The 18,712-nt window shown below is 54.9% G+C and carries 13 protein-coding genes; all 13 read left to right on the top strand.

Annotated features, from left to right (window positions below; all coding sequences use genetic code 11):
- Nucleotide 1 precedes the first annotated feature (1 nt).
- Nucleotides 2–1,873, top strand: coding sequence for a type VI secretion system baseplate subunit TssF (gene tssF / locus CODIS_RS12965; protein ID WP_069125784.1), 1,872 nt, complete (start codon nucleotides 2–4; stop codon nucleotides 1,871–1,873).
- Nucleotides 1,837–2,877 (top strand): type VI secretion system baseplate subunit TssG, encoded by a 1,041-nt coding sequence (gene tssG / locus CODIS_RS12960; protein WP_069125781.1) that lies wholly within the window; start codon nucleotides 1,837–1,839, stop codon nucleotides 2,875–2,877. The genes tssF and tssG overlap by 37 nt, the downstream gene beginning before the upstream one ends.
- Nucleotides 2,874–5,636, top strand: coding sequence for a type VI secretion system ATPase TssH (tssH, locus tag CODIS_RS12955; RefSeq protein ID WP_069125779.1), 2,763 nt, complete (start codon nucleotides 2,874–2,876; stop codon nucleotides 5,634–5,636). The genes tssG and tssH overlap by 4 nt, the downstream gene beginning before the upstream one ends.
- 58 nt (nucleotides 5,637–5,694) lie before the next feature.
- A complete protein-coding gene (tagH, locus tag CODIS_RS12950; protein ID WP_162420218.1) occupies nucleotides 5,695–7,200 on the top strand; it encodes a type VI secretion system-associated FHA domain protein TagH in 1,506 nt (501 codons plus the stop codon).
- A gap of 15 nt (nucleotides 7,201–7,215) precedes the next feature.
- Nucleotides 7,216–7,680, top strand: a complete 465-nt coding sequence (gene tssJ / locus CODIS_RS12945; RefSeq protein ID WP_069125771.1) for a type VI secretion system lipoprotein TssJ — start codon at nucleotides 7,216–7,218, stop codon at nucleotides 7,678–7,680.
- Between the two features lie 24 nt (nucleotides 7,681–7,704).
- Nucleotides 7,705–9,051 (top strand): type VI secretion system baseplate subunit TssK, encoded by a 1,347-nt coding sequence (tssK, locus tag CODIS_RS12940; RefSeq protein ID WP_069125768.1) that lies wholly within the window; start codon nucleotides 7,705–7,707, stop codon nucleotides 9,049–9,051.
- A 2-nt stretch (nucleotides 9,052–9,053) separates the two neighbouring features.
- Complete coding sequence (icmH, locus tag CODIS_RS12935; RefSeq protein ID WP_069125766.1) at nucleotides 9,054–10,376, top strand: type IVB secretion system protein IcmH/DotU; 1,323 nt, start codon at nucleotides 9,054–9,056, stop codon at nucleotides 10,374–10,376.
- 15 nt (nucleotides 10,377–10,391) lie between these two features.
- Complete coding sequence (gene tssM / locus CODIS_RS12930; protein ID WP_069125763.1) at nucleotides 10,392–13,973, top strand: type VI secretion system membrane subunit TssM; 3,582 nt, start codon at nucleotides 10,392–10,394, stop codon at nucleotides 13,971–13,973.
- The gene (tagF, locus tag CODIS_RS12925; RefSeq protein WP_154723121.1) at nucleotides 13,955–14,755 is read left to right on the top strand and encodes a type VI secretion system-associated protein TagF; all 801 of its coding nucleotides are present in this window, start codon (nucleotides 13,955–13,957) and stop codon (nucleotides 14,753–14,755) included. Before tssM ends, tagF begins: the two co-directional genes overlap by 19 nt.
- Complete coding sequence (locus tag CODIS_RS12920) at nucleotides 14,752–15,507, top strand: PP2C family protein-serine/threonine phosphatase (protein WP_069125759.1); 756 nt, start codon at nucleotides 14,752–14,754, stop codon at nucleotides 15,505–15,507. The genes tagF and CODIS_RS12920 overlap by 4 nt, the downstream gene beginning before the upstream one ends.
- 258 nt (nucleotides 15,508–15,765) lie before the next feature.
- Nucleotides 15,766–17,100 carry a LysM peptidoglycan-binding domain-containing protein gene (locus CODIS_RS12915; RefSeq protein WP_069125756.1) on the top strand — a complete coding sequence of 445 codons (1,335 nt, stop codon included), beginning with the start codon at nucleotides 15,766–15,768 and terminating at the stop codon, nucleotides 17,098–17,100.
- A 189-nt stretch (nucleotides 17,101–17,289) separates the two neighbouring features.
- Nucleotides 17,290–17,673, top strand: a complete 384-nt coding sequence (locus CODIS_RS12910; protein WP_069125753.1) for a PA2779 family protein — start codon at nucleotides 17,290–17,292, stop codon at nucleotides 17,671–17,673.
- A gap of 61 nt (nucleotides 17,674–17,734) precedes the next feature.
- Nucleotides 17,735–18,703: a PA2778 family cysteine peptidase gene (locus tag CODIS_RS12905; protein ID WP_083220748.1), complete on the top strand. Its 969-nt coding sequence runs from the start codon at nucleotides 17,735–17,737 to the stop codon at nucleotides 18,701–18,703.
- Nucleotides 18,704–18,712: the final 9 nt, after the last annotated feature.

Raw genomic sequence — 18,712 nt, 5'->3', positions numbered from 1 at the left:
CATGGATCCGAGATTACTCAAATATTACAACAGCGAATTGCAGTTCATGCGCGAAATGGGGGCAGAGTTCGCAAAATCCTATCCCAAGATTGCCAGCCGCCTTTCACTCGACGAATTCGAATGTGCCGATCCCTATGTGGAGCGTCTGTTAGAGGGTTTCAGTTTTCTCGCGGCCAGAATCCAGCTTAAGATCGATGAGGAGTTCCCACGCTTTACCCAGCATCTGATGGAGCGGGTCTTTCCCCACTATCTCTGTCCCACTCCGTCGATGATGGTGGTTCAGTTCCAGGCAGACATGCTGGAACCCTCCCTGGGAGACGGCTTCCTGCTGCCCCGCCACTCGATCCTGCGCAGCCGCCTTGGCAAGGGGAGCCACACGGCCTGTATCTATCGCAGCGCACAAGATGTCACATTATGGCCGATCGAAATTCAAAGCGCGGACTATCTCCCCACACCGGCGGCAATCAACCTGGCAGGTATCGGTAGACAGGAAAAGGCCAAGGCTGCCATACGCATCAGGCTGAACACTACCGGTGAGATCCCATTCAACAAGCTCGACCTGAACAAACTGCCCCTCTTTTTAACCGGAGGGGAAACCGGAATGCGTACCTTTGAGGCGCTGGCAGGCCACACCTTGCGTATCATCGGCAAAAATCCGGATTCGGATCAATACAGCACCACGTCAGCTCCCGGACCGGCACGCATCATGGGGTTTGAGAAAGACGAATCCCTGCTGCCATATGGTCCCCGATCCTTTCAGGGTTATCGGTTCCTGGCGGAATACTATGCGCTACCCGAGCGATTCATGTTCATCGAACTGTTCGACCTGCAGCGGGTCATCAGTAGTTGTGAGGGAAATTCACTGGATCTCTTCATCATGCTCGATGAGAGCGATCCCGAACTTGAAGATAGTCTGAACGAATCAAACTTCCTGCTCTACTGTGCTCCGTGCATCAACCTTTTTCCGAAACGCGCCGACCGTATCCATTTGACCGACAGTGAAGCGGAATATCATATCCTGCCCGACCGGACCCGGCCGATGGACTATGAGGTGTATGAAATCGAGGAGATCAAGGGCTTCGGCAGTAGTAGCGAGCAGAGTCAGACCTTCTATCCCTTCTATGCCAGTAATGACTTTATCTCGAGCGATCAGCCTCAAGCCTATTACGCCACCCATAGAATGCCAAGGTTGCTCTCATCCAAACAACAGCGTGAGGGTGCCCGTTCCAGCTATGTGGGCAGTGAGGTATTTATCTCTATCGTGGATGGGGATGAAGCGCCCTTTCAAAGTGATCTACGGCAGCTTTCAGTAACGACACTCTGTACCAATCGTGATCTATCGATGCATCTTCCACTGGGTCACGGCGAATCAAACTTCAGCCTCGACAGCAGTACCCCGGTGAATACTATCCGCTGTATTGGTTCTCCCACGAAACCCAAGCCATCCACCGCGAAGGGAGGCATCAGTTGGCGTCTGATCAATCATCTTTCGCTCAATTATCTCTCACTCTCCGGTGAGGACCGGGAACAGAGTACAGCGGCACTGAAGGACTTTTTACAACTCTATTCAGACACCGGCGATCCAACGATGCGAAAACAGATCGAAGGGGTCGTATCGATCACCTCGAAGCCGGTCAACAGACGTCTGCCCAGTCCTGGCCCGATAGCATTTGGCCGTGGCCTGGAGGTAACCCTGACCTTGGATGAAATGGCATTTGAAGGCAGTGGCGCATTCCTGTTCGGTGCGATGATGGAACAGTTTTTTCGAAAATATACGGCAATCAACTCCTTCACGGAGACGGTGATTGTCACCCTGCAACGCGGAGAGATCATGCGATGGCCGGTAAGGCTGGGTCTGAGACAAACGCTCTAGGTCTGTTTGACAGGCTGCAACAGGCACCCTATCGCTTTGATTTTTATCAGGCGATGCGGCGGCTGGAGTGCGCCTATCCGAAACAGCCTCGTCTGGGCGAGTCATTGCATACCAAACATGATGCAATTCGACTCGGTCAGGATCCGACCATGGGGTTTCAGCCATCAACCCTTTCCTCATTCAAACAGGGCAAGGGGGGATTACCGCCCCGTCTGGGTGTCTACTTTTTTGGTTTACTGGGCCCCAACGGGCCTCTCCCACTTCATCTGACTGAATATGTCCACGACCGAATACACAACGAGCATGACCCCACCCAAGTCGCTTTTCTCGATCATTTTCAGCATCGGCTGCTAACCCTCTTCTACCGGGTCTGGGCAAACAGTCAGCCGACCGTCAGTTTCGATCGCCCGGAACAGGACAGATTCGGTAACTACCTCGGTTCTGTATTCGGCATCGGATCCCCCCACCTTCGTGATCGCGATGCGATGCCGGACCTGGCAAAACTGCACTATGCCGGGAGACTCTCGGATCAGACCCGCAATGCAGAAGGTCTGGAAGCGATCATACAAGACTTTTTCCAACTTCCGGTACATATCGACGAGTTTGTCGGAACCTGGATCGAACTGCCTGACAACAGTCGTTGTCGATTGGGTGCCTCGACGGATATCAGTACACTGGGTGCGACGATAATCGTGGGGGACCGGGTTTGGCAGGGACAGCAGAAATTCCGCATTGTGATGGGGGCCGTCAAATATAACGACTACCAACGTATGCTACCCGGCGGCGAGAGTCTGAAAAGACTCATCGCAATCGTAAAAAACTATATCGGGGATGAGCAGGACTGGGAGTTGAACCTGATCCTGCAGGAGCAAGAGGTGCCGCAGTTAAGCCTGGATGGCGAAAGCCGACTCGGCTGGACGACATGGCTTGCTCAGGAACCCCTGGGCCGGGACGGCGATGACCTGTTCCTGCATCCGCTTGAAATCAGAGGGCTTCATACATGAGCGAGATAAATCGTGCCGCACTGTTTGGAAAATTGAACAGCCTCGGCTACAAAGCCATCGAAAGTGCGACGGTATTCTGCAAAATGCGCGGAAATCCCTATGTGGAGCTGGTTCACTGGTTTCACCAGATTTTGCAACTGCAGGATTCAGACCTCCACCGCATCATCAAGCAGTTCAACCTCGATCCCTCCCACTTGGCGAAGGATATAACCGAAACCCTCGACGCATTACCCCGGGGTTCGACCTCGATTTCCGACCTCTCATCCCACGTGGAAGAGGCCACTGAACGAGGCTGGGTCTATGGCACTCTGATGTTCGGGGACAGCCAGGTGCGCACCGGTTACCTGATTATCGGGATATTGAAGACCAACACGCTTCGCAATGCCCTGATGCGCATTTCCGACCAGTTCAAAAAGCTCAGTATCGATACCCTCACAGACCGTTTTAACGAAGTGGTTGAAGGCTCCCCGGAACAGGTATTGCGTTCCAATGACGGCTTCCAAGTGGGCGGTGGCGCCGCTCCCGGTGAGGCCAGTGATGCCATCGCCCCGGCCCAGATGGGCAAGCAGCAGGCACTGCATCAATTTTCCGTAGACCTGACCGAACGGGCCAGAAATGGAGAAATCGATCCGATTGTCGGGCGTGATGAGGAGATCCGCCAGATAGTCGATATCCTGATGCGCAGACGCCAGAATAACCCAATCCTTACCGGCGAGGCCGGTGTCGGCAAGACCGCAGTGGTGGAAGGCTTCGCCCTGCGCATCGCCCGGGGTGACGTACCCCCTTCACTGAAAGAGGTCACCCTGCGGGTACTCGATGTCGGTCTGTTGCAGGCCGGCGCAAGCATGAAGGGAGAGTTCGAGAATCGGCTCAAGCAGGTGATCGAAGAGGTCCAGTCCTCCGAAAAACCGATCATCCTGTTTATCGACGAGGCGCACACCCTCATCGGTGCCGGCGGCAGTGCCGGTACCGGGGATGCGGCCAATCTGCTGAAACCCGCCCTCGCACGCGGCACCCTGCGTACAGTGGCCGCCACAACCTGGGCGGAATATAAGAAATATATCGAGAAGGATCCTGCCCTGACCCGACGCTTTCAGGTGGTGCAGGTGGATGAACCGGATGAAGATCGGGCCATCCGCATGATGCGCGGCGTGGCATCGACCCTGGAAGATCACCATCAGGTGCAGATCCTGGATGAAGCACTGGATGCCTCGGTCAGACTCTCTCATCGCTATATCCCTGCCCGTCAACTGCCGGATAAATCGGTCAGCCTGTTGGATACCACCTGCGCCAGGGTTGCCATCAGCCAGGCGGCTGTCCCTGCAGAGGTGGATGACAGTGAACGCCGCATCGAGGCCTTTGAGACGGAATTGGCGATCATCGGCCGGGAAAAGGCCATCGGCATGGATACCGAGGAGCGTGAAAGCGCCACCCTGGAAAAACTCGAGCAGGAGCGCGATCGACTGGTCCGGCTCTCAGAACGCTGGGAGACTGAAAAGGCGCTGGTGGAAGAACTGCTGCAGATACAAAACCAGCTCAAGGGATTGAACGGTGGCGATGAAGACACCGGCACCGAAGAGAATGCCGGCGAGGATAGCGAAACACAAAGCAAGCTCGGGGTCAGTGATGAATCGGAGGACACGGGCTCTGATTCCGCATCTGATCTATCGGCCGAAGAGATGATGCAGCGTCTGACCGAACTCAAATCGGAATTGAGCGAACTGCAAGGCGAACGCCCACTGATCCTGCCCAGCGTGGATGCTCAGGCAGTCGCCTCCGTCGTCGGTGACTGGACTGGAATCCCGGTAGGACGGATGGTGAAAAATGAGATCGAAACCATCCTCAACCTCAGTGACACCCTGGCAAGACGCGTCATCGGCCAAGACCACGCCCTGCAGATGATCTCCCGCCGCATCCTGACCTCACGGGCCAATCTGGACAATCCTAACAAACCGATCGGCGTGTTCATGCTCTGCGGCCCCTCAGGCGTGGGCAAGACCGAAACCGGGCTTACTTTGGCGGAATCATTGTATGGGGGTGAACAGAATGTCATCACCATCAACATGAGCGAATTTCAGGAGGCGCACACGGTCTCCACCCTGAAAGGTGCGCCTCCCGGGTATGTCGGTTATGGCGAAGGCGGAATCTTGACCGAAGCGGTGCGACGCAAACCCTATAGCGTAGTCCTGCTGGATGAGGTGGAGAAGGCCCATCCCGACGTCCATGAGATCTTTTTTCAAGTATTCGATAAAGGTTGGATGGAAGATGGCGAGGGCCGCCATATCGATTTCAAGAACACCTTGATTCTGCTGACCTCCAACGTGGGCACGGAGATGATTGACAATCTGTGCAAGGATCCCGATTTGATGCCGGAGCCCGATGCCATCTCCAGCTCACTGCACGATCCCCTGCTGAAGGTCTTTCCCGCCGCCCTCCTCGGCCGGCTGGTGGTGATACCCTACTATCCTCTGAGTGATGAGGTCCTGGCCAAGGTAGTGCGTCTGCAGCTGGGCCGCATTGAATCCCGTATCCAAGAAAATCATGGCATTCCGCTCACCTATGACGATAGTGTCGTGAAACTGATCATCAGCCGCTGCACAGAGGTGGAGAGCGGTGCCCGCATGGTGGATGCCATCCTCACCAACACCCTGCTGCCGGAGATCAGCAGACACATTCTGATTGAAAAGATGGAGGCACGCCCGATTGGAAAAATCCACATCGGTGTAGAGAATGAAGAATTCAGCTATAACTTTTCTTGAAGCTGATGAAAAGCGACAGAGATGACCAGTTGTTGACATGTTTTCCGAAAGCGGTGCGATGAAAATTACATTGACAGTCAATCAGGTTGCCGGGGCACCCCCGACACAGCCCATGACTGTAACCTTCGATCAGCAGGGCGGGAGCATCGGCCGCCGGGATGAGAATGACTGGATATTACCCGATCCGGAACGCTTTATATCGGGACGCCATGCCCAGATAGATTTCAGCGATGAATCATTTCATATCACCGATCTCAGCGCCAATGGGGTGTTCATAAACCGTTCCGCCCAGCCCTTGGGGAAGAATAACCGTGTCGCCCTGCAGGATGGTGACAGCTTCACCATCGGTGATTACGAAATCGGCGTATCAGTAGAAAAGCCTGCTAGTCAAACCCTGGAGACAAATAATTTCGAAGGCCTGGATGATCCTTTTGCCCGCATGGTGGATGCAGAGGCCGGGCAAGACTTGGAAGAGGCTTTTTCCACACCGTTGGAGCAACCGCAACTGGAACAGGTCATCGAGGAAGAGTACTCCCTGGATGAGCCGGAGACGCCCAGTCTGGAGATGGACGAGCCATCCCCAGAGAGCGGAGCCTCAAGCCTCCCATCCCAATCAGACCACACCTCCGATTTGAACGCTTATTTTAATCAGCCGACTCCGATCCCGGAAGATTGGGACCTGGATGATGACGGTAGTGATCGTAAGGATGAGTCACAGGCCCTATCCCCCCCCGGTTTGCCTCCCCTCGATCAGGAGCCGGTACCAGCCACTCCGCCCCAGCCGTCTCATATACCGCCTTTACAACCGAGTGATCTGAACGAACCATCTCCCGCGGTCAACAGGGAATCGATTCCCAGGCCGGGTGGACAAGCAGACACGGCAGCTACCGCTCCGGTGCAACCTCCCTCGGAGAGAGCGGCGCCCAATATCGCACAATCATCCGACGAAGCCACTATGCGTCGAGTCTTGGCTGAAAGCATGGGAATATCCGAAGAGCATATTGCCGACCTGCCGATGGAGACCCTGTTACAGAACCTGGGGAAGATATTGCGTACCAGTGTCAACGGCACCATGTCGATACTTCGCGCCAGGGCACAGATGAAGGGAGAGTTCCGCATGTCCCAGACCATGATACAGCCGGTCGAGAACAATCCACTGAAGTTCTCCATAAATATCGAGGAGGCGCTACGCCATATCATCAATCCCAATCCCAGCAGCGGCTACCTCTCCCCGCTGTCGGCATTCGAAGAGGCCCATGAAGACATCGAGGCGCATATGCTGGCGGTAATGGTGGGCATGCAGGCCGCTTTGCATGCTGTGTTGCAACGCTTCAAACCGGAGATCCTGGAGCAGCGCCTGGGTCAACAGGCAATACTGGAAAAACTACCGCTCTACAGACAGGCCAAGACCTGGGAACTCTTCACAGAGCTCTATTCGGAGATTGCAAACGAAGCCGAGGATGATTTTCACCAACTTTTCGGACGCACCTTCTCTCAAGCCTATGAAGAGCAGATACGTCGCTTGGAATCGCTCAAACAACCCGACTCTGGTCTACCCAACTGACAGGAAGGCACGCAGATGAAATCAATCATAAGAAACCTACTGCATATTTTTGCACTTCTCTACTTGGCGATGGTGATGGGGTGTTCGAGTGTCTCCAGTGTGGCAGTGACGATGAGCGCCGCTCAAAGCGTCAACCCCGATATCAACGACCGGCCATCGCCAATCGTTGCCCGGATCTATGAATTGAAATCGCTGAGTGTCTTCAACAACGCAGATTTCTTCAACCTGTTTGAACAGGATGTTGCTCTATTGGGAGATGAGATGTTGATGCGGGATGAACTCCATTTCCAACCCGGCGAGGTAAAGCTCTTGGAACGGGAACTGCAACCGGATACGCGTTATGTGGGTGTAATCGGTGCCTATCGTGATATCGAAAATGCTACCTGGCGCAGGTCAATCGAGATCAATCTGCACGATGAAACAACCTTTGTGATAGAGTTTGGAAAGAGCGGCATCACACTCCAAAAAAAAAGTAAATAACTTACTCTAAAAGAGCCGAACATAATGTCTTGGATGTCTAGGATTGTCTGGTCAGAGGGAATGTTCCTCAGGCCACACCACTTTCAGCAACAGGAGCGCTTCCTGGAACATATGGTTCAGGCGCGCTGTGCTGATCTGACCCCTTTCAGCTGGGGCTTTACCCAACTGAAGATCGACAGACAGGCACTGGCACTGGCACTGGCACTGGGCAGACTGGCCGTGGAGTCCTGTCATGGTGTGCTGCCGGATGGTACAACCTTCGATATACCCGGCAACGACAACCCTCCCCCGCCGCTGGATATCCCGGCCGAGCACAAAGGTGAGATTATCTATCTTGCCCTTCCCCTGGCCCGCCAAGGAACAGCGAATATCCGATTCGCTGATCAGGAAGAGGGTCTGGAACGTTATGTTGTCGATGAGTTAGAGACCAAAGACGGTATTGCGGGTTCTACAGCCACATCCACCCTGCAGGTCGCGCAACCTACATTGAGGCTGATGATCGGTTCCTCGGAACTGGAGGAGTTCGCTCATCTCGCGGTGGCCAAAATCGTCGAACGCCGTTCCGATGACATGCTGGTATTGGATGAGGATTTCATTCCTCCCTGCCTCGATTGCGAAGTCTCTCCCCGTCTCGACGGATATGTAAAGGAGATCGAGGGTTTGTTGCATCATCGTGCCGATGCCATCGCCTCGCGTCTCGTTGACGGCGGCAAGGGTATCGCCGAGGTCGCGGACTTTCTGATGTTGCAGGTTGTGAACCGTTTCGAGCCCCTCTACACCCATTACAGCGAGACCGCGCCACTTCACCCCCTCTCCTTTTACGAAACATCCCTGCAGTTGGCGGGTGAACTGGCTACCTTTACAAGCAGTAACAAGCGGCCACCCGATTTTGCCACCTACCAGCATCAGTCACTGCAGGAGACATTCACCCCGCTGATGCGAGAGCTGCGCCGATCGTTGAGCATGGTACTGGAACAAAAAGCGGTGGCCATACCCCTTGAAGAGCGCAAGTATGGCATACGCGTTGCGGTCATCTCCGACCGTTCGCTGTTGAGCGATGCGATCTTTGTATTGGCGGTCAATGCCAACCTGACGGCAGATGTGTTGCAGCGCCGATTCCCCAGCCAGACCAAGATCGGCCCGGTGGAAAAGATACGTGACCTGGTGAATCTTCAACTCCCCGGCATCGGTCTTCGCATTCTATCGGTTGCACCGAGACAAATACCATACAATGCAGGCTTCAGTTACTTCGAACTGGACAAGAATAACGAGTACTGGAATCTGCTTGAAACCTCAGGAGGATGTGACATACATATAGGAGGTGAATTCCCCGGTCTGGAACTCGAACTTTGGGCAATAAAAGGTAGTTGACAATGGATCATGACGACCCATTTGGCATGAAGCCCAACGAAACAGGTGACCGCACCGTCATCCGTCCCAGACCGGGTGGCAAAGGTCCGGCAGCTCAACCGTCATCACCATCTCAGGCCCCACCGGCAGCACCACCGCAACGGACAGCTGCCGCCCCCAGACTGCCGACTCGACAAGGCGCGAATAAACTGGAGATTGCCGCCACCTCACTACTCTCCCTGTTGGGACGTTTGCGAGAGACGCCGTCACATCCGGATCCGGCCGCACTAAAAAACAGCATCATCGAGAAGTTCAGGATCTTCGAGCGCACCGCAGAAGATCTTGGTGTGGACAAAGAGACGATCTTCTGGACGCGATACGTGTTGTGCACCACTATCGATGAGACGGTTCTTTCCACCCCCTGGGGCAATCAAAGTCTCTGGCGTGATCAAAGCCTGCTGGTAAGCCTGCATAACGAGGCATGGGGTGGTGAGAAGTTTTTCCAGCTACTGCAAAAACTGCTGCAAAATCCAGCCAAGAATATCGAGTTGCTGGAAGTGATGTACATCTGTCTCTCTTTCGGTTTTGAGGGGCGCTTCCGCCCGCTACCGGATGGTTATGCCCAGCTGCAGACACTGCGCGACAATCTCTATCGCACGATACGAAATCATCACGAAGAGTATGAACGTGACCTGTCCGGACATTGGCAGGGTATCTATCTGAAGCAGAATGCGCTGGTTCAGTATGTCCCGCTGTGGGTCGTTTTAGCTGTTTCCGGTGTGATTTTGCTGTTGATGTATTCAGGCTTCAATCTCAGCCTGAATGTACAATCGGATCCGGTTCACGCCGAACTGCACAATATCGCGCGTAATGTAAAGACCGTGGTGGAGCGCAAGCCACCCCCGGCACCGGAGCCTGAACTGACACTGCGTGTCCTGTTGGCGAATGAGATCACCCAAGGCAGTGTCGATGTTGCAGAGGACTACGCGGAAGGCAGTGTGCGTATTGCCGGAGACGGTCTGTTCGCTTCCGGCAGTGGCGCCGTCAAGGCACAGTTTCTACCCCTGTTGAAGCGCATCGCTGCGGCGATGGATCAGCTGCAAGGCGAGATTGTGGTTGAGGGTCATACAGACAATATACCGATTCGCAGTCTGCGCTTCCCCTCCAATTGGCATCTTTCCAGAGCCCGCGCCGAATCGGTGGCGAAGATCATGGCAAGCGACCTCGCCAAACCAGGTCGTATCCAAAGCATAGGCAGAGGTTCGGCAGAGCCGCTTGCATCCAATGACACCGGTGAGGGCAGAGCACGCAACCGGCGTGTAGAAATCACCCTGATAAAACCATAGGCAACGGCTACCCATATGCGCGCAATTTTAAGCATCGTAAAAAATCGCTGGTTCGTTGCCATCCTGGGATTGATTGCAATCTCGGTCATAATCTGGTTGGTCGGACCCCTGATTGCCATCGCCGGAGTCGAACCTCTGGGCTCGGCAATTGCACGTCTGATCGCAATCCCCCTGTTGATGCTGATCTGGGTAGGTATGGAGTTGCGACGCTTCCTCACAGCACGCAAGAAAAATCAGCAGATGCTGGAGAGCGTGGTCGGCCAGAAGGATCAGCCACAAAGCTTTTTACGGGAATCCGATGAGGAGGTGGAGATTCTCGGCCAACGCCTCGACGATGCGATCAGAATACTCAAGGAGTCGAAGGTCGGCGGTAAAAACAATCGCCAATTTCTCTACCAACTCCCCTGGTATATGTTTATCGGCCCACCCGGCAGCGGCAAGACCACCGCCCTGCTCAACTCAGGTCTGCACTTCCCCCTGGCGGATAAACTGGGTAATGATGCGGTTCAGGGGATCGGTGGCACCCGCAACTGTGACTGGTGGTTCACCGATGATGCGGTATTGCTCGATACAGCCGGCCGCTACACCACACAGGACAGTTACGAAGAGGTCGACCGGGCCGCCTGGATGGGCTTTCTCGATCTGTTGAAAAAGCATCGTAAACGCCGGCCGATCAACGGTGCGTTGGTGGCGATCAGCGTCGAGGATATCCTGCAGCTGACGGAGCTGGAGCGCCTCAATCATGCCAAGGCGATCCGCATGCGGGTCAAGGAGTTGATCGACCACTTCGGGATCCGTTTCCCCATCTATGTACTGTTCACCAAATGCGATCTGCTGGCCGGATTCAGCGAATTCTTCGAAAACATGGGCAGGGAAGAGCGCAGTCAGGTCTGGGGCATGACCTTCCCCCTCACGGACAAGGCCGATCAGGAGAGCGGCATCAGTCATTTCCGGGATGAGTTCAGGGCGCTGGAAAAACGCATCGATGTACGCCTGTTGGATCGCCTGGAACAGGAGCGCGATGCCAAGCGCCGGGTATTGATCTACTCCTTTCCACAACAGTTCAGTGCCCTGCGTGAAGCGGCTGAGGGTTTTCTGCATGAGGCCTTCAATGCCAACCGGTTCCAGGAGACCCCGATGGTACGGGGCATCTACTTCACCAGCGGCACCCAGGAGGCCCCCCCCATCGATCGACTGCTCGGCTCGATGGCCCAGGAGTTCGGTCTCAACCGACAGATCGCACCCGCATTTTCCGGCTCCGGACGCAGTTACTTCATCAATCGTCTGTTCAAGGATCTGATCTTTCCGGAAGCCCATCTTGCCGGCGTCAACACCCGGGTAGAAAAGCGGCGTGCCTGGCTGCAGCGCGTGGCCTATGCAGGGGCCATCTCCCTGGCGGTGCTGGCCGGCATCGCCTGGTTCACCAGCTACAGCCGCAACAAGAGCTATATCGACCAGGTGGCGATCCAGGCGAATGCCGCCGAGGAGAAGGTGAACGCCGTCGCACCGGATGACCTGACCCTCACCAATGTGGTCCCTGCACTCGATTCGGTACGGCAGATCCCCGGCGGCTACGCGGATCAGGAGGCCGATATCCCATGGCTCATGGGTTTGGGGTTGTATCAGGGCGATAAACTGGGTAGCGAGGCTGTGAGCGCCTATCGCACCAGCCTGAAAAATCTGTTTCTGCCTCGCATCATTCTCAGCCTGGAGAATCAACTCAATCAACAGGGAAACAATCCCGACTACCTGTATGAAGCCCTCAAGGTCTATCTGATGTTCGATGACAGCGAGCATTTCGATGCCGCCACCGTCAAGGCCTGGATGCAGCTACAGTGGCAGTTGACCCTCCCCGGTGCCGAGAATGCCCAGGCGCGACAGGCCCTGACGGGGCATCTCGACGCACTGCTGGAGATGCTGCCAATGACGCCGACCCTGCCATTGGATCAGGACCTGATCGCCCACGTGCGCGGCAATCTGCTGCGGGTACCCCTGGCCGACCGGGTCTATAACCGCATGAAACGGACCACTGAAAGCGGCGCCATACCTCCGATTCGACTCTCCCAGGTCATCGGAGCGGATGCGGAAATGGTTTTCAGTCGTCGTTCCGGCGAGCCGCTGGACAAAGAGATCCCGGCCCTGTTCAGTTATGAGGGTTATCACAAACTGTTTCTCAAGGACCATCTTGAGATAGCCAACAAGCTGCTGGAAGAGAAATGGATACTCGGTCCCGATCTGGAGAAGATTGTCGGCAAAACCGATCTGGTAAGGCTCAGTGCGCGGGTCAAAGAGCTCTACTACGAGGAGTATATCCGCACCTGGGATCAACTGCTGGCCGACATCCGGGTCAAGCCGTTCAACAGCATGCGGCAGGCAGTCGATATCCTCAACATCATCTCAGGACCGAGTTCTCCCCTACGCCGCTATCTGAAGCTGATCCAGGAGCAGACCACCCTCTCCCGTCTTCCCGGCGGCGCAAAAAAGGCTGCTGAACTGGTGGAGAGAAACACCTCGGGCATCACTCGTCGACTCGCCTCGATACTCCAGGTGGCGCCGGATGGATCTGAGGAGACACCGCAGGATTCCCTGCTGACAACCCCGGTGGATCAGCATTTTGCCAGTCTCAACAGGATGATCGATGCCCAGGAGGGAGAGCAGGCACCCCTTGAAAGAACCATGGAGATGCTGAACGAACTCTATGCCCATATGAGTTCAATCGCCTCCGCCGGCAACCAATCCAACCAAGCCTTCAATGTGGCCAGAGACCCTTCCGCGGGTGGCAGTGTCATCAGCCGACTGAAACTGGAAGCGAAACGTCAGCCTGGTCCCCTCGCGGGAATGCTCAACTCATTGGCCGACGGCAGCTCGAATCTGACCGTTTCCGGGGTCAGATCACATTTGAACTCAGTCTGGAAAACCCAGCTGCTGCCCTTCTGTCAGCGCAGCCTGACTGGTCGTTATCCCCTTGACCGTACCAGCAGCCGTGAAGTGACTATCGGTGATTTCGGGCGCTTTTTCGGTCCGGGTGGGATGATGGACAATTTCTTCAATACCTATCTGCAGGACTTTGTCGATACATCACGCCGCAACTGGCGCTGGAATGCCGCCGGCAACCGTGCATTGGGCATACCGACAGGAACCCTCAGACAATTCCAAAGAGCGGCAGTCATTCGCGACGCATTTTTCAGCGGGTCATCCCAGGAGCCGAAGATCCACTTCGAGATCAAGCCCCTGAGCATGGATACCACCATCACTCAGATTACCCTGTTACTCAATCAACAGCGTGTCAGGTATAACCACGGGCCAGCCCGATGGAACCGCATGACCTGGCCCGATGATTCCGGCATCAGCGATACCAAGATCCTGCTGGCGCCCCCTGCCGGCAACAAACCATCCGGGCTCACCGAAGATGGACCATGGGGCTGGTTCCGGATCATCGATCAGGCAAAAACAGAGGCCACCGACTCTCCCGAAACCATCAAGGTTGAGTTTGACGTAGGTGGGCGTAAATCCCGATTCATGATGCGTGCCAGTGGAGCACTCAATCCGTTCAAACTTAGAGAATTGGCAGATTTCCGGTGTCCGAGCAGACTCTGAACAACACAATGCACGAAGACGCTCCGGGGTTCTACGGCAAGATACCGTCCCTCGGGGATTTCGTCACACGACGCCTGCCGAGGGGCTTCATTGCGCCCTGGGAAACCTGGATGCAGGAGGCGATAGCCAACAGCCGTGAACAACTCGGGGATTTCTGGCTGGATAACTATCTCACCAGTCCCCTGTGGCGCTTCGCCCTCACTCCGGGTATCTGCGGTGAACATGGCTGGGCCGGGGTGTTGATGCCCAGCGTGGACCGGGTCGGACGCTACTACCCCTTCACCATGGCGGCCAGACTCGATCCCAAATGCAATCTGTTTCTCTTCATGGAGGAGTCCGAGGCCTGGTTCGCGAGGATGGAGAGCCTTGCCCTCTCCTGCCTGGAGGACGATTTCCAGATGGAGTCATTCGAGCAGCAGCTTCATGCAGTGAGTCTGCCCGATAGTGAGCGGGAGATCCACTCCGCGCAGCCGGAGGCGGCCACTACTGCGTTGAGCAACGCCTGGCATGCCAATCTCGATGACCAATCCTCCATGCGCACCATCTATCCCCTCTTTCTGCCCCATCTGATGAAGAAACTGCTGTTTGCCTACAGCCTTTGGTGGACCCAGGGTTCGGAGCGCATCTCACCGTCGCTGCTGCTGTGTCAGGGGCTACCCCAGATCAAAGGTGCCAGTGCCCTGATCGATGGTGCCTGGGCTCAGCATGGCTGGGAGGAGATCGAGACCGGCACCTACGCCATGGGGGCCGCATCCGATATTGAAGCTTCGCAGCCGCAATGAGTCTCAACAGCTTCTACTGGGTCTCTGCGCACATGAGCGACAAGGGCATGGTGCGTTCTATCAATGAAGATGCCTGTCTCGACCGAGCCGATCTTGGTATCTGGGTGGTGGCGGACGGTATGGGCGGCCACGCCGCCGGCGATATGGCCTCAGAAATGATCGTCAACGAGCTCAAGTCGATTACCCCCGGGGATTCCCTGGGAGCACTGGCCGGCGATGTGGAGCAACGCCTGCAATATGTCAATCGACAACTGTTGTTGGAATCGCAACGTCGCGGCGGTGAAATCATCGGTTCCACAGTGGTCACTCTGCTTACCTATCAGGGCTACTGTATCTATCAATGGGCGGGAGACAGCCGTATCTATCTCTATCGCCGGGAGAGACTGAAACAGCTCAGCCGTGATCACAGCCAGGTTGAAGAGTTGATTGAACAAGGCATTGTCAGCAGCGATGAGGCGGAACAGTCACCGATCGCCAACTATATTACTCGTGCGGTTGGCGCCAGTGAGGAACTGGAACTGGATGCAGAGATCTTCGAACCCTGCGACGGTGACTTGTTCCTGCTCTGCAGCGATGGTCTGAATAAGGAGGTCAACGATGCGGAGATCGCCCAAATATTGGGTAGTCACGGCTTTCAGGAGGCGGTACAGCAGCTGATCGACTTGGCAATGGAACGCGGGGCACGGGATAATGTGACTCTGGTGCTGGTAGAGGTGAGATCGACCCAATCAAACGCGCCCGAACAGGGATGATCTGCTATATTGGCTCAAAGTCACTGACAGGACAGCAGCACGCAGGAATCAAACAAGTTCATTTGGGCCTGTTAACACTCATCCAATCGGCTCTGATGCCCCTGAAAAAGCACCGACCATGGTGCAAGGAGAGGAGTTTGGTTATTCAAAATGAAGGTAAAAAAACCACCCATCGTTCATGCTGCCTCGCTGGTCTAAAAAATGGCCCCGGCAGGGCCGGTTGGATGAGTGTTAACAGGCCTTGAGAGACATAATGTTGTGAAAGATAACGTTAATAGCATTCAAGATTTCGCCAAACACCTCACCATAATCCTATTTATCTTGAGTCTCTCCGCCTGTGTGGCCATGGGTCCGCAGCAGCAGCCGGAACCCGTCCAGGCGGAACCACAGGAAGAGGTGGAGACCATCCCAACACCGCCGGACTCGCTGACCCCGTCACAACGGGTACGTAAGGCGTTGCAACAACTCGAGCAGGGCGACTATGAAAATGCCAGGTTGCAACTCGCTTGGGCACTACAGGAAAAACCCACCCTGCAGATTGCAACGAATCTGCTCGAGCAGATGGATACCGATCCCATCGACTATCTCGGTATGAAGAGCTTCTTTTACGACGTGGAACCGGGAGACTCGCTTTCCATCATTGCCAAAAAGTTTCTCAACGATCCACTCAAGTTCGTCATTCTGGCCCGATACAACAAACTGGAGAACCCGAGCAAACTTGCGCCGGGACAGCGCATCCGGGTACCCGGTGTCATGCCGGAGAGAAAAAAACCTAAACCTAAGCCGAAGACACCACCACCGGAACCGGCACCGGTGGTGCAGGAAATCCCTGAATCGACACCAGATGAGGAAACCACGGTAACGCCTGATTTAATGACGGGTGAAGTTCAGATCGATGAGCCATCCCTCACCATGCCGGAAGGGCAAGCACCGCTGGAGAGCGAAGAACCCTCGCAACCACCAGTGGAGCTAGCTGTTGAAGAACAGCCTGCGGCAATGACAGCGGAGGAAGCACTCAGCACTGCAATGGGACTGCATGCAGAAGGCAACCTCAGCGCAGCAATCTACCTGCTGGAAAACGAGATTAGCCAACTCCCCAATGCACAGGAACTGCCGAAACTGCTCGCCGGCTACTACAACGAACATGCCGATCAGCTCATCAACCGGGGTGACCTGGATAACGCGAGGACCATTTTAGAGAAACTGATTATCCTCGACTCATCCGACGATGCAGCGATCAACAAACTGATTCTGGTTGAAGACAAAATCGAGGCACAGAAGTTGATGCGCGCAGCCCAGGATCAGCAAACTGCAGGTAACCTGGAAGAGGCCTACCAGACCTATAACCAGGTATTGACATACGACCCGGATAATTCGGCCGCCCAGGCATCACAACTCTCAATCCGCGATAAGTTGACGGACAGCTACCATCGACGTGCCATGCAACTCTTCAGAAAGCAGGAACTTGATGAAGCCATAGCATTCTGGAACAAGATACTGGCGTTGAATCCTAACCATTCATTGGCGCCAGGTTATAAGGCGCGCGCGTTAGAGATGAAACAGCAACTGCAAAAGATAGGTCCAGATGAATGACGGGCATGGGGCGGCCTCAAAACAAGCATTCAGGAATAGTAATTTAATTCCTGTCATAATCACTGATTCCCTATCAAGTCGCAAAAAAGAGTCGACATAACGGGTTTGTAATTGCCTCAGTCCCTCAAAGCGGTTATATACCTCTGTAGTCAGGCCCTGCGTCAATGTCCACGACCAAGGAGGAAGCAAGTGCTCCAATCTGTGCTTAAGCGTTTCTTGATACTCATCCTTGCACTAAATATTGCCCTCATAGGTTTTCCCTCCCTAGTCCTCGCATCACCAATCAATACCATGACGGTTATTCAAATGGATGAGAGGGCAATGCATATAGACCGAATCCGCTCGGCAATGACCCGCGACGATGTCCGCAGCACCCTGGTCGGTATGGGCGTCAATCCTGCGGAGGCGGAATTGCGCCTGGATGCACTCACAGACGCTGAGCTTGTGATGCTTAATCAGCAAATGGATGAACTGCCGGCAGGCGGCAGTGTTCTTGGCGTCCTTGGCGCTGTACTCATTGTTTTGATTGTATTGGAACTACTGGGTGTCACCGACGTTTTCACCAAGCTCTAGGCGGGTTTTCGGAGCAAAGATACAGAGCTGTCCCGTCTAGTACGCGTTTTTTGGTGAACTGATGGCATGGCGTCGTTATCTCGTTGCATTGCTGTTTTTGCTGTTGTCCGGTTGTACAAGCCGGCCGCCGATTCTACCGTCCTTGCTCACTACTGAGACAGCAGTCTCAAAATTGGAGATTGAGACCACACCCTTCCATCCACAAAAGAAGTATCAGTGCGGACCGGCCGCGCTGGCCACCCTGCTCGGCCATTCAGGTGTATCCGTAACAGCCGAATCCCTGGTCCCTCTCGTCTATCTGCCGGAAAAAAAGGGTAGCTTGCAGATCGAGATGGTAGCAGCCAGCCGTCGCCTCGGCAGAATCCCCTATGTAATCGAACCCGACCTGCCCACGCTGATTGGAGAGTTGCAGGCAGGTCGTCCAGTGCTGGTATTACAGAACCTCGGTCTGCAGCTATGGCCTGTCTGGCACTATGCGGTGGTTATCGGTTACTCGGCAGAGGCGGATGAGATAATCCTGCGATCAGGCATCACCCGACGGGAGATCCTTTCCACCTATCGATTTCTCGACACCTGGAAACGTGGTGGCCACTGGGCCATGGTGTCGTTAAAACCCGGAGAATTGCCTGCAATACCCGAAGAATTGCCATACCTTAAAGCTGTGGCGGCCATGGAACGCCTGGTCCCGATCGACAGTCTGATTTCAGCCTACCGGGCGGCACTAACCCAATGGCCGGATAGCCCAACAGCACTGTTCGGACTTGCCGCCGCACTGCATGCGAAAGGTGATTTGAGTTCGGCTGAGCAGAACTATCGGTATTTGCTTAGCGTAAAACCTGACCATATAGCGGCCCTCAACAACTTGGCTGATGTATTGGCTGATCGGGGATGTTATCGAGAAGCACTATTAGTAATAGAGCGGGCACTGCGGAAAGAACCGGGGGAATTACGTCAACATCTGGTTGAAACGGGTCATGAAATAATGAGAAGAAAAGCGAACCACCCGCACCGACAGTCACTATGTGAATGAATTACGATA

The organism is Candidatus Thiodiazotropha endolucinida (assembly GCF_001715975.1).
GTDB classification, from domain to species: domain Bacteria; phylum Pseudomonadota; class Gammaproteobacteria; order Chromatiales; family Chromatiaceae; genus Thiodiazotropha; species Thiodiazotropha endolucinida.
The sequence above is the reverse complement of the archived record's forward strand: the minus strand, read 5'-3'. Positions and strand labels throughout refer to the sequence as shown.

Coding starts and splice junctions, on each gene's coding strand:
- tssG (WP_069125781.1), top strand. CDS start 1,837: ATGGCCGGTAAGGCTGGGTCTGAGACAAACGCTCTAGGTCTGTTTGAC.
- tssK (WP_069125768.1), top strand. CDS start 7,705: ATGTCTTGGATGTCTAGGATTGTCTGGTCAGAGGGAATGTTCCTCAGG.
- tagH (WP_162420218.1), top strand. CDS start 5,695: ATGAAAATTACATTGACAGTCAATCAGGTTGCCGGGGCACCCCCGACA.
- icmH (WP_069125766.1), top strand. CDS start 9,054: ATGGATCATGACGACCCATTTGGCATGAAGCCCAACGAAACAGGTGAC.
- CODIS_RS12905 (WP_083220748.1), top strand. CDS start 17,735: ATGGCATGGCGTCGTTATCTCGTTGCATTGCTGTTTTTGCTGTTGTCC.
- tssF (WP_069125784.1), top strand. CDS start 2: ATGGATCCGAGATTACTCAAATATTACAACAGCGAATTGCAGTTCATG.
- tssJ (WP_069125771.1), top strand. CDS start 7,216: ATGAAATCAATCATAAGAAACCTACTGCATATTTTTGCACTTCTCTAC.
- tssM (WP_069125763.1), top strand. CDS start 10,392: ATGCGCGCAATTTTAAGCATCGTAAAAAATCGCTGGTTCGTTGCCATC.
- CODIS_RS12920 (WP_069125759.1), top strand. CDS start 14,752: ATGAGTCTCAACAGCTTCTACTGGGTCTCTGCGCACATGAGCGACAAG.
- tssH (WP_069125779.1), top strand. CDS start 2,874: ATGAGCGAGATAAATCGTGCCGCACTGTTTGGAAAATTGAACAGCCTC.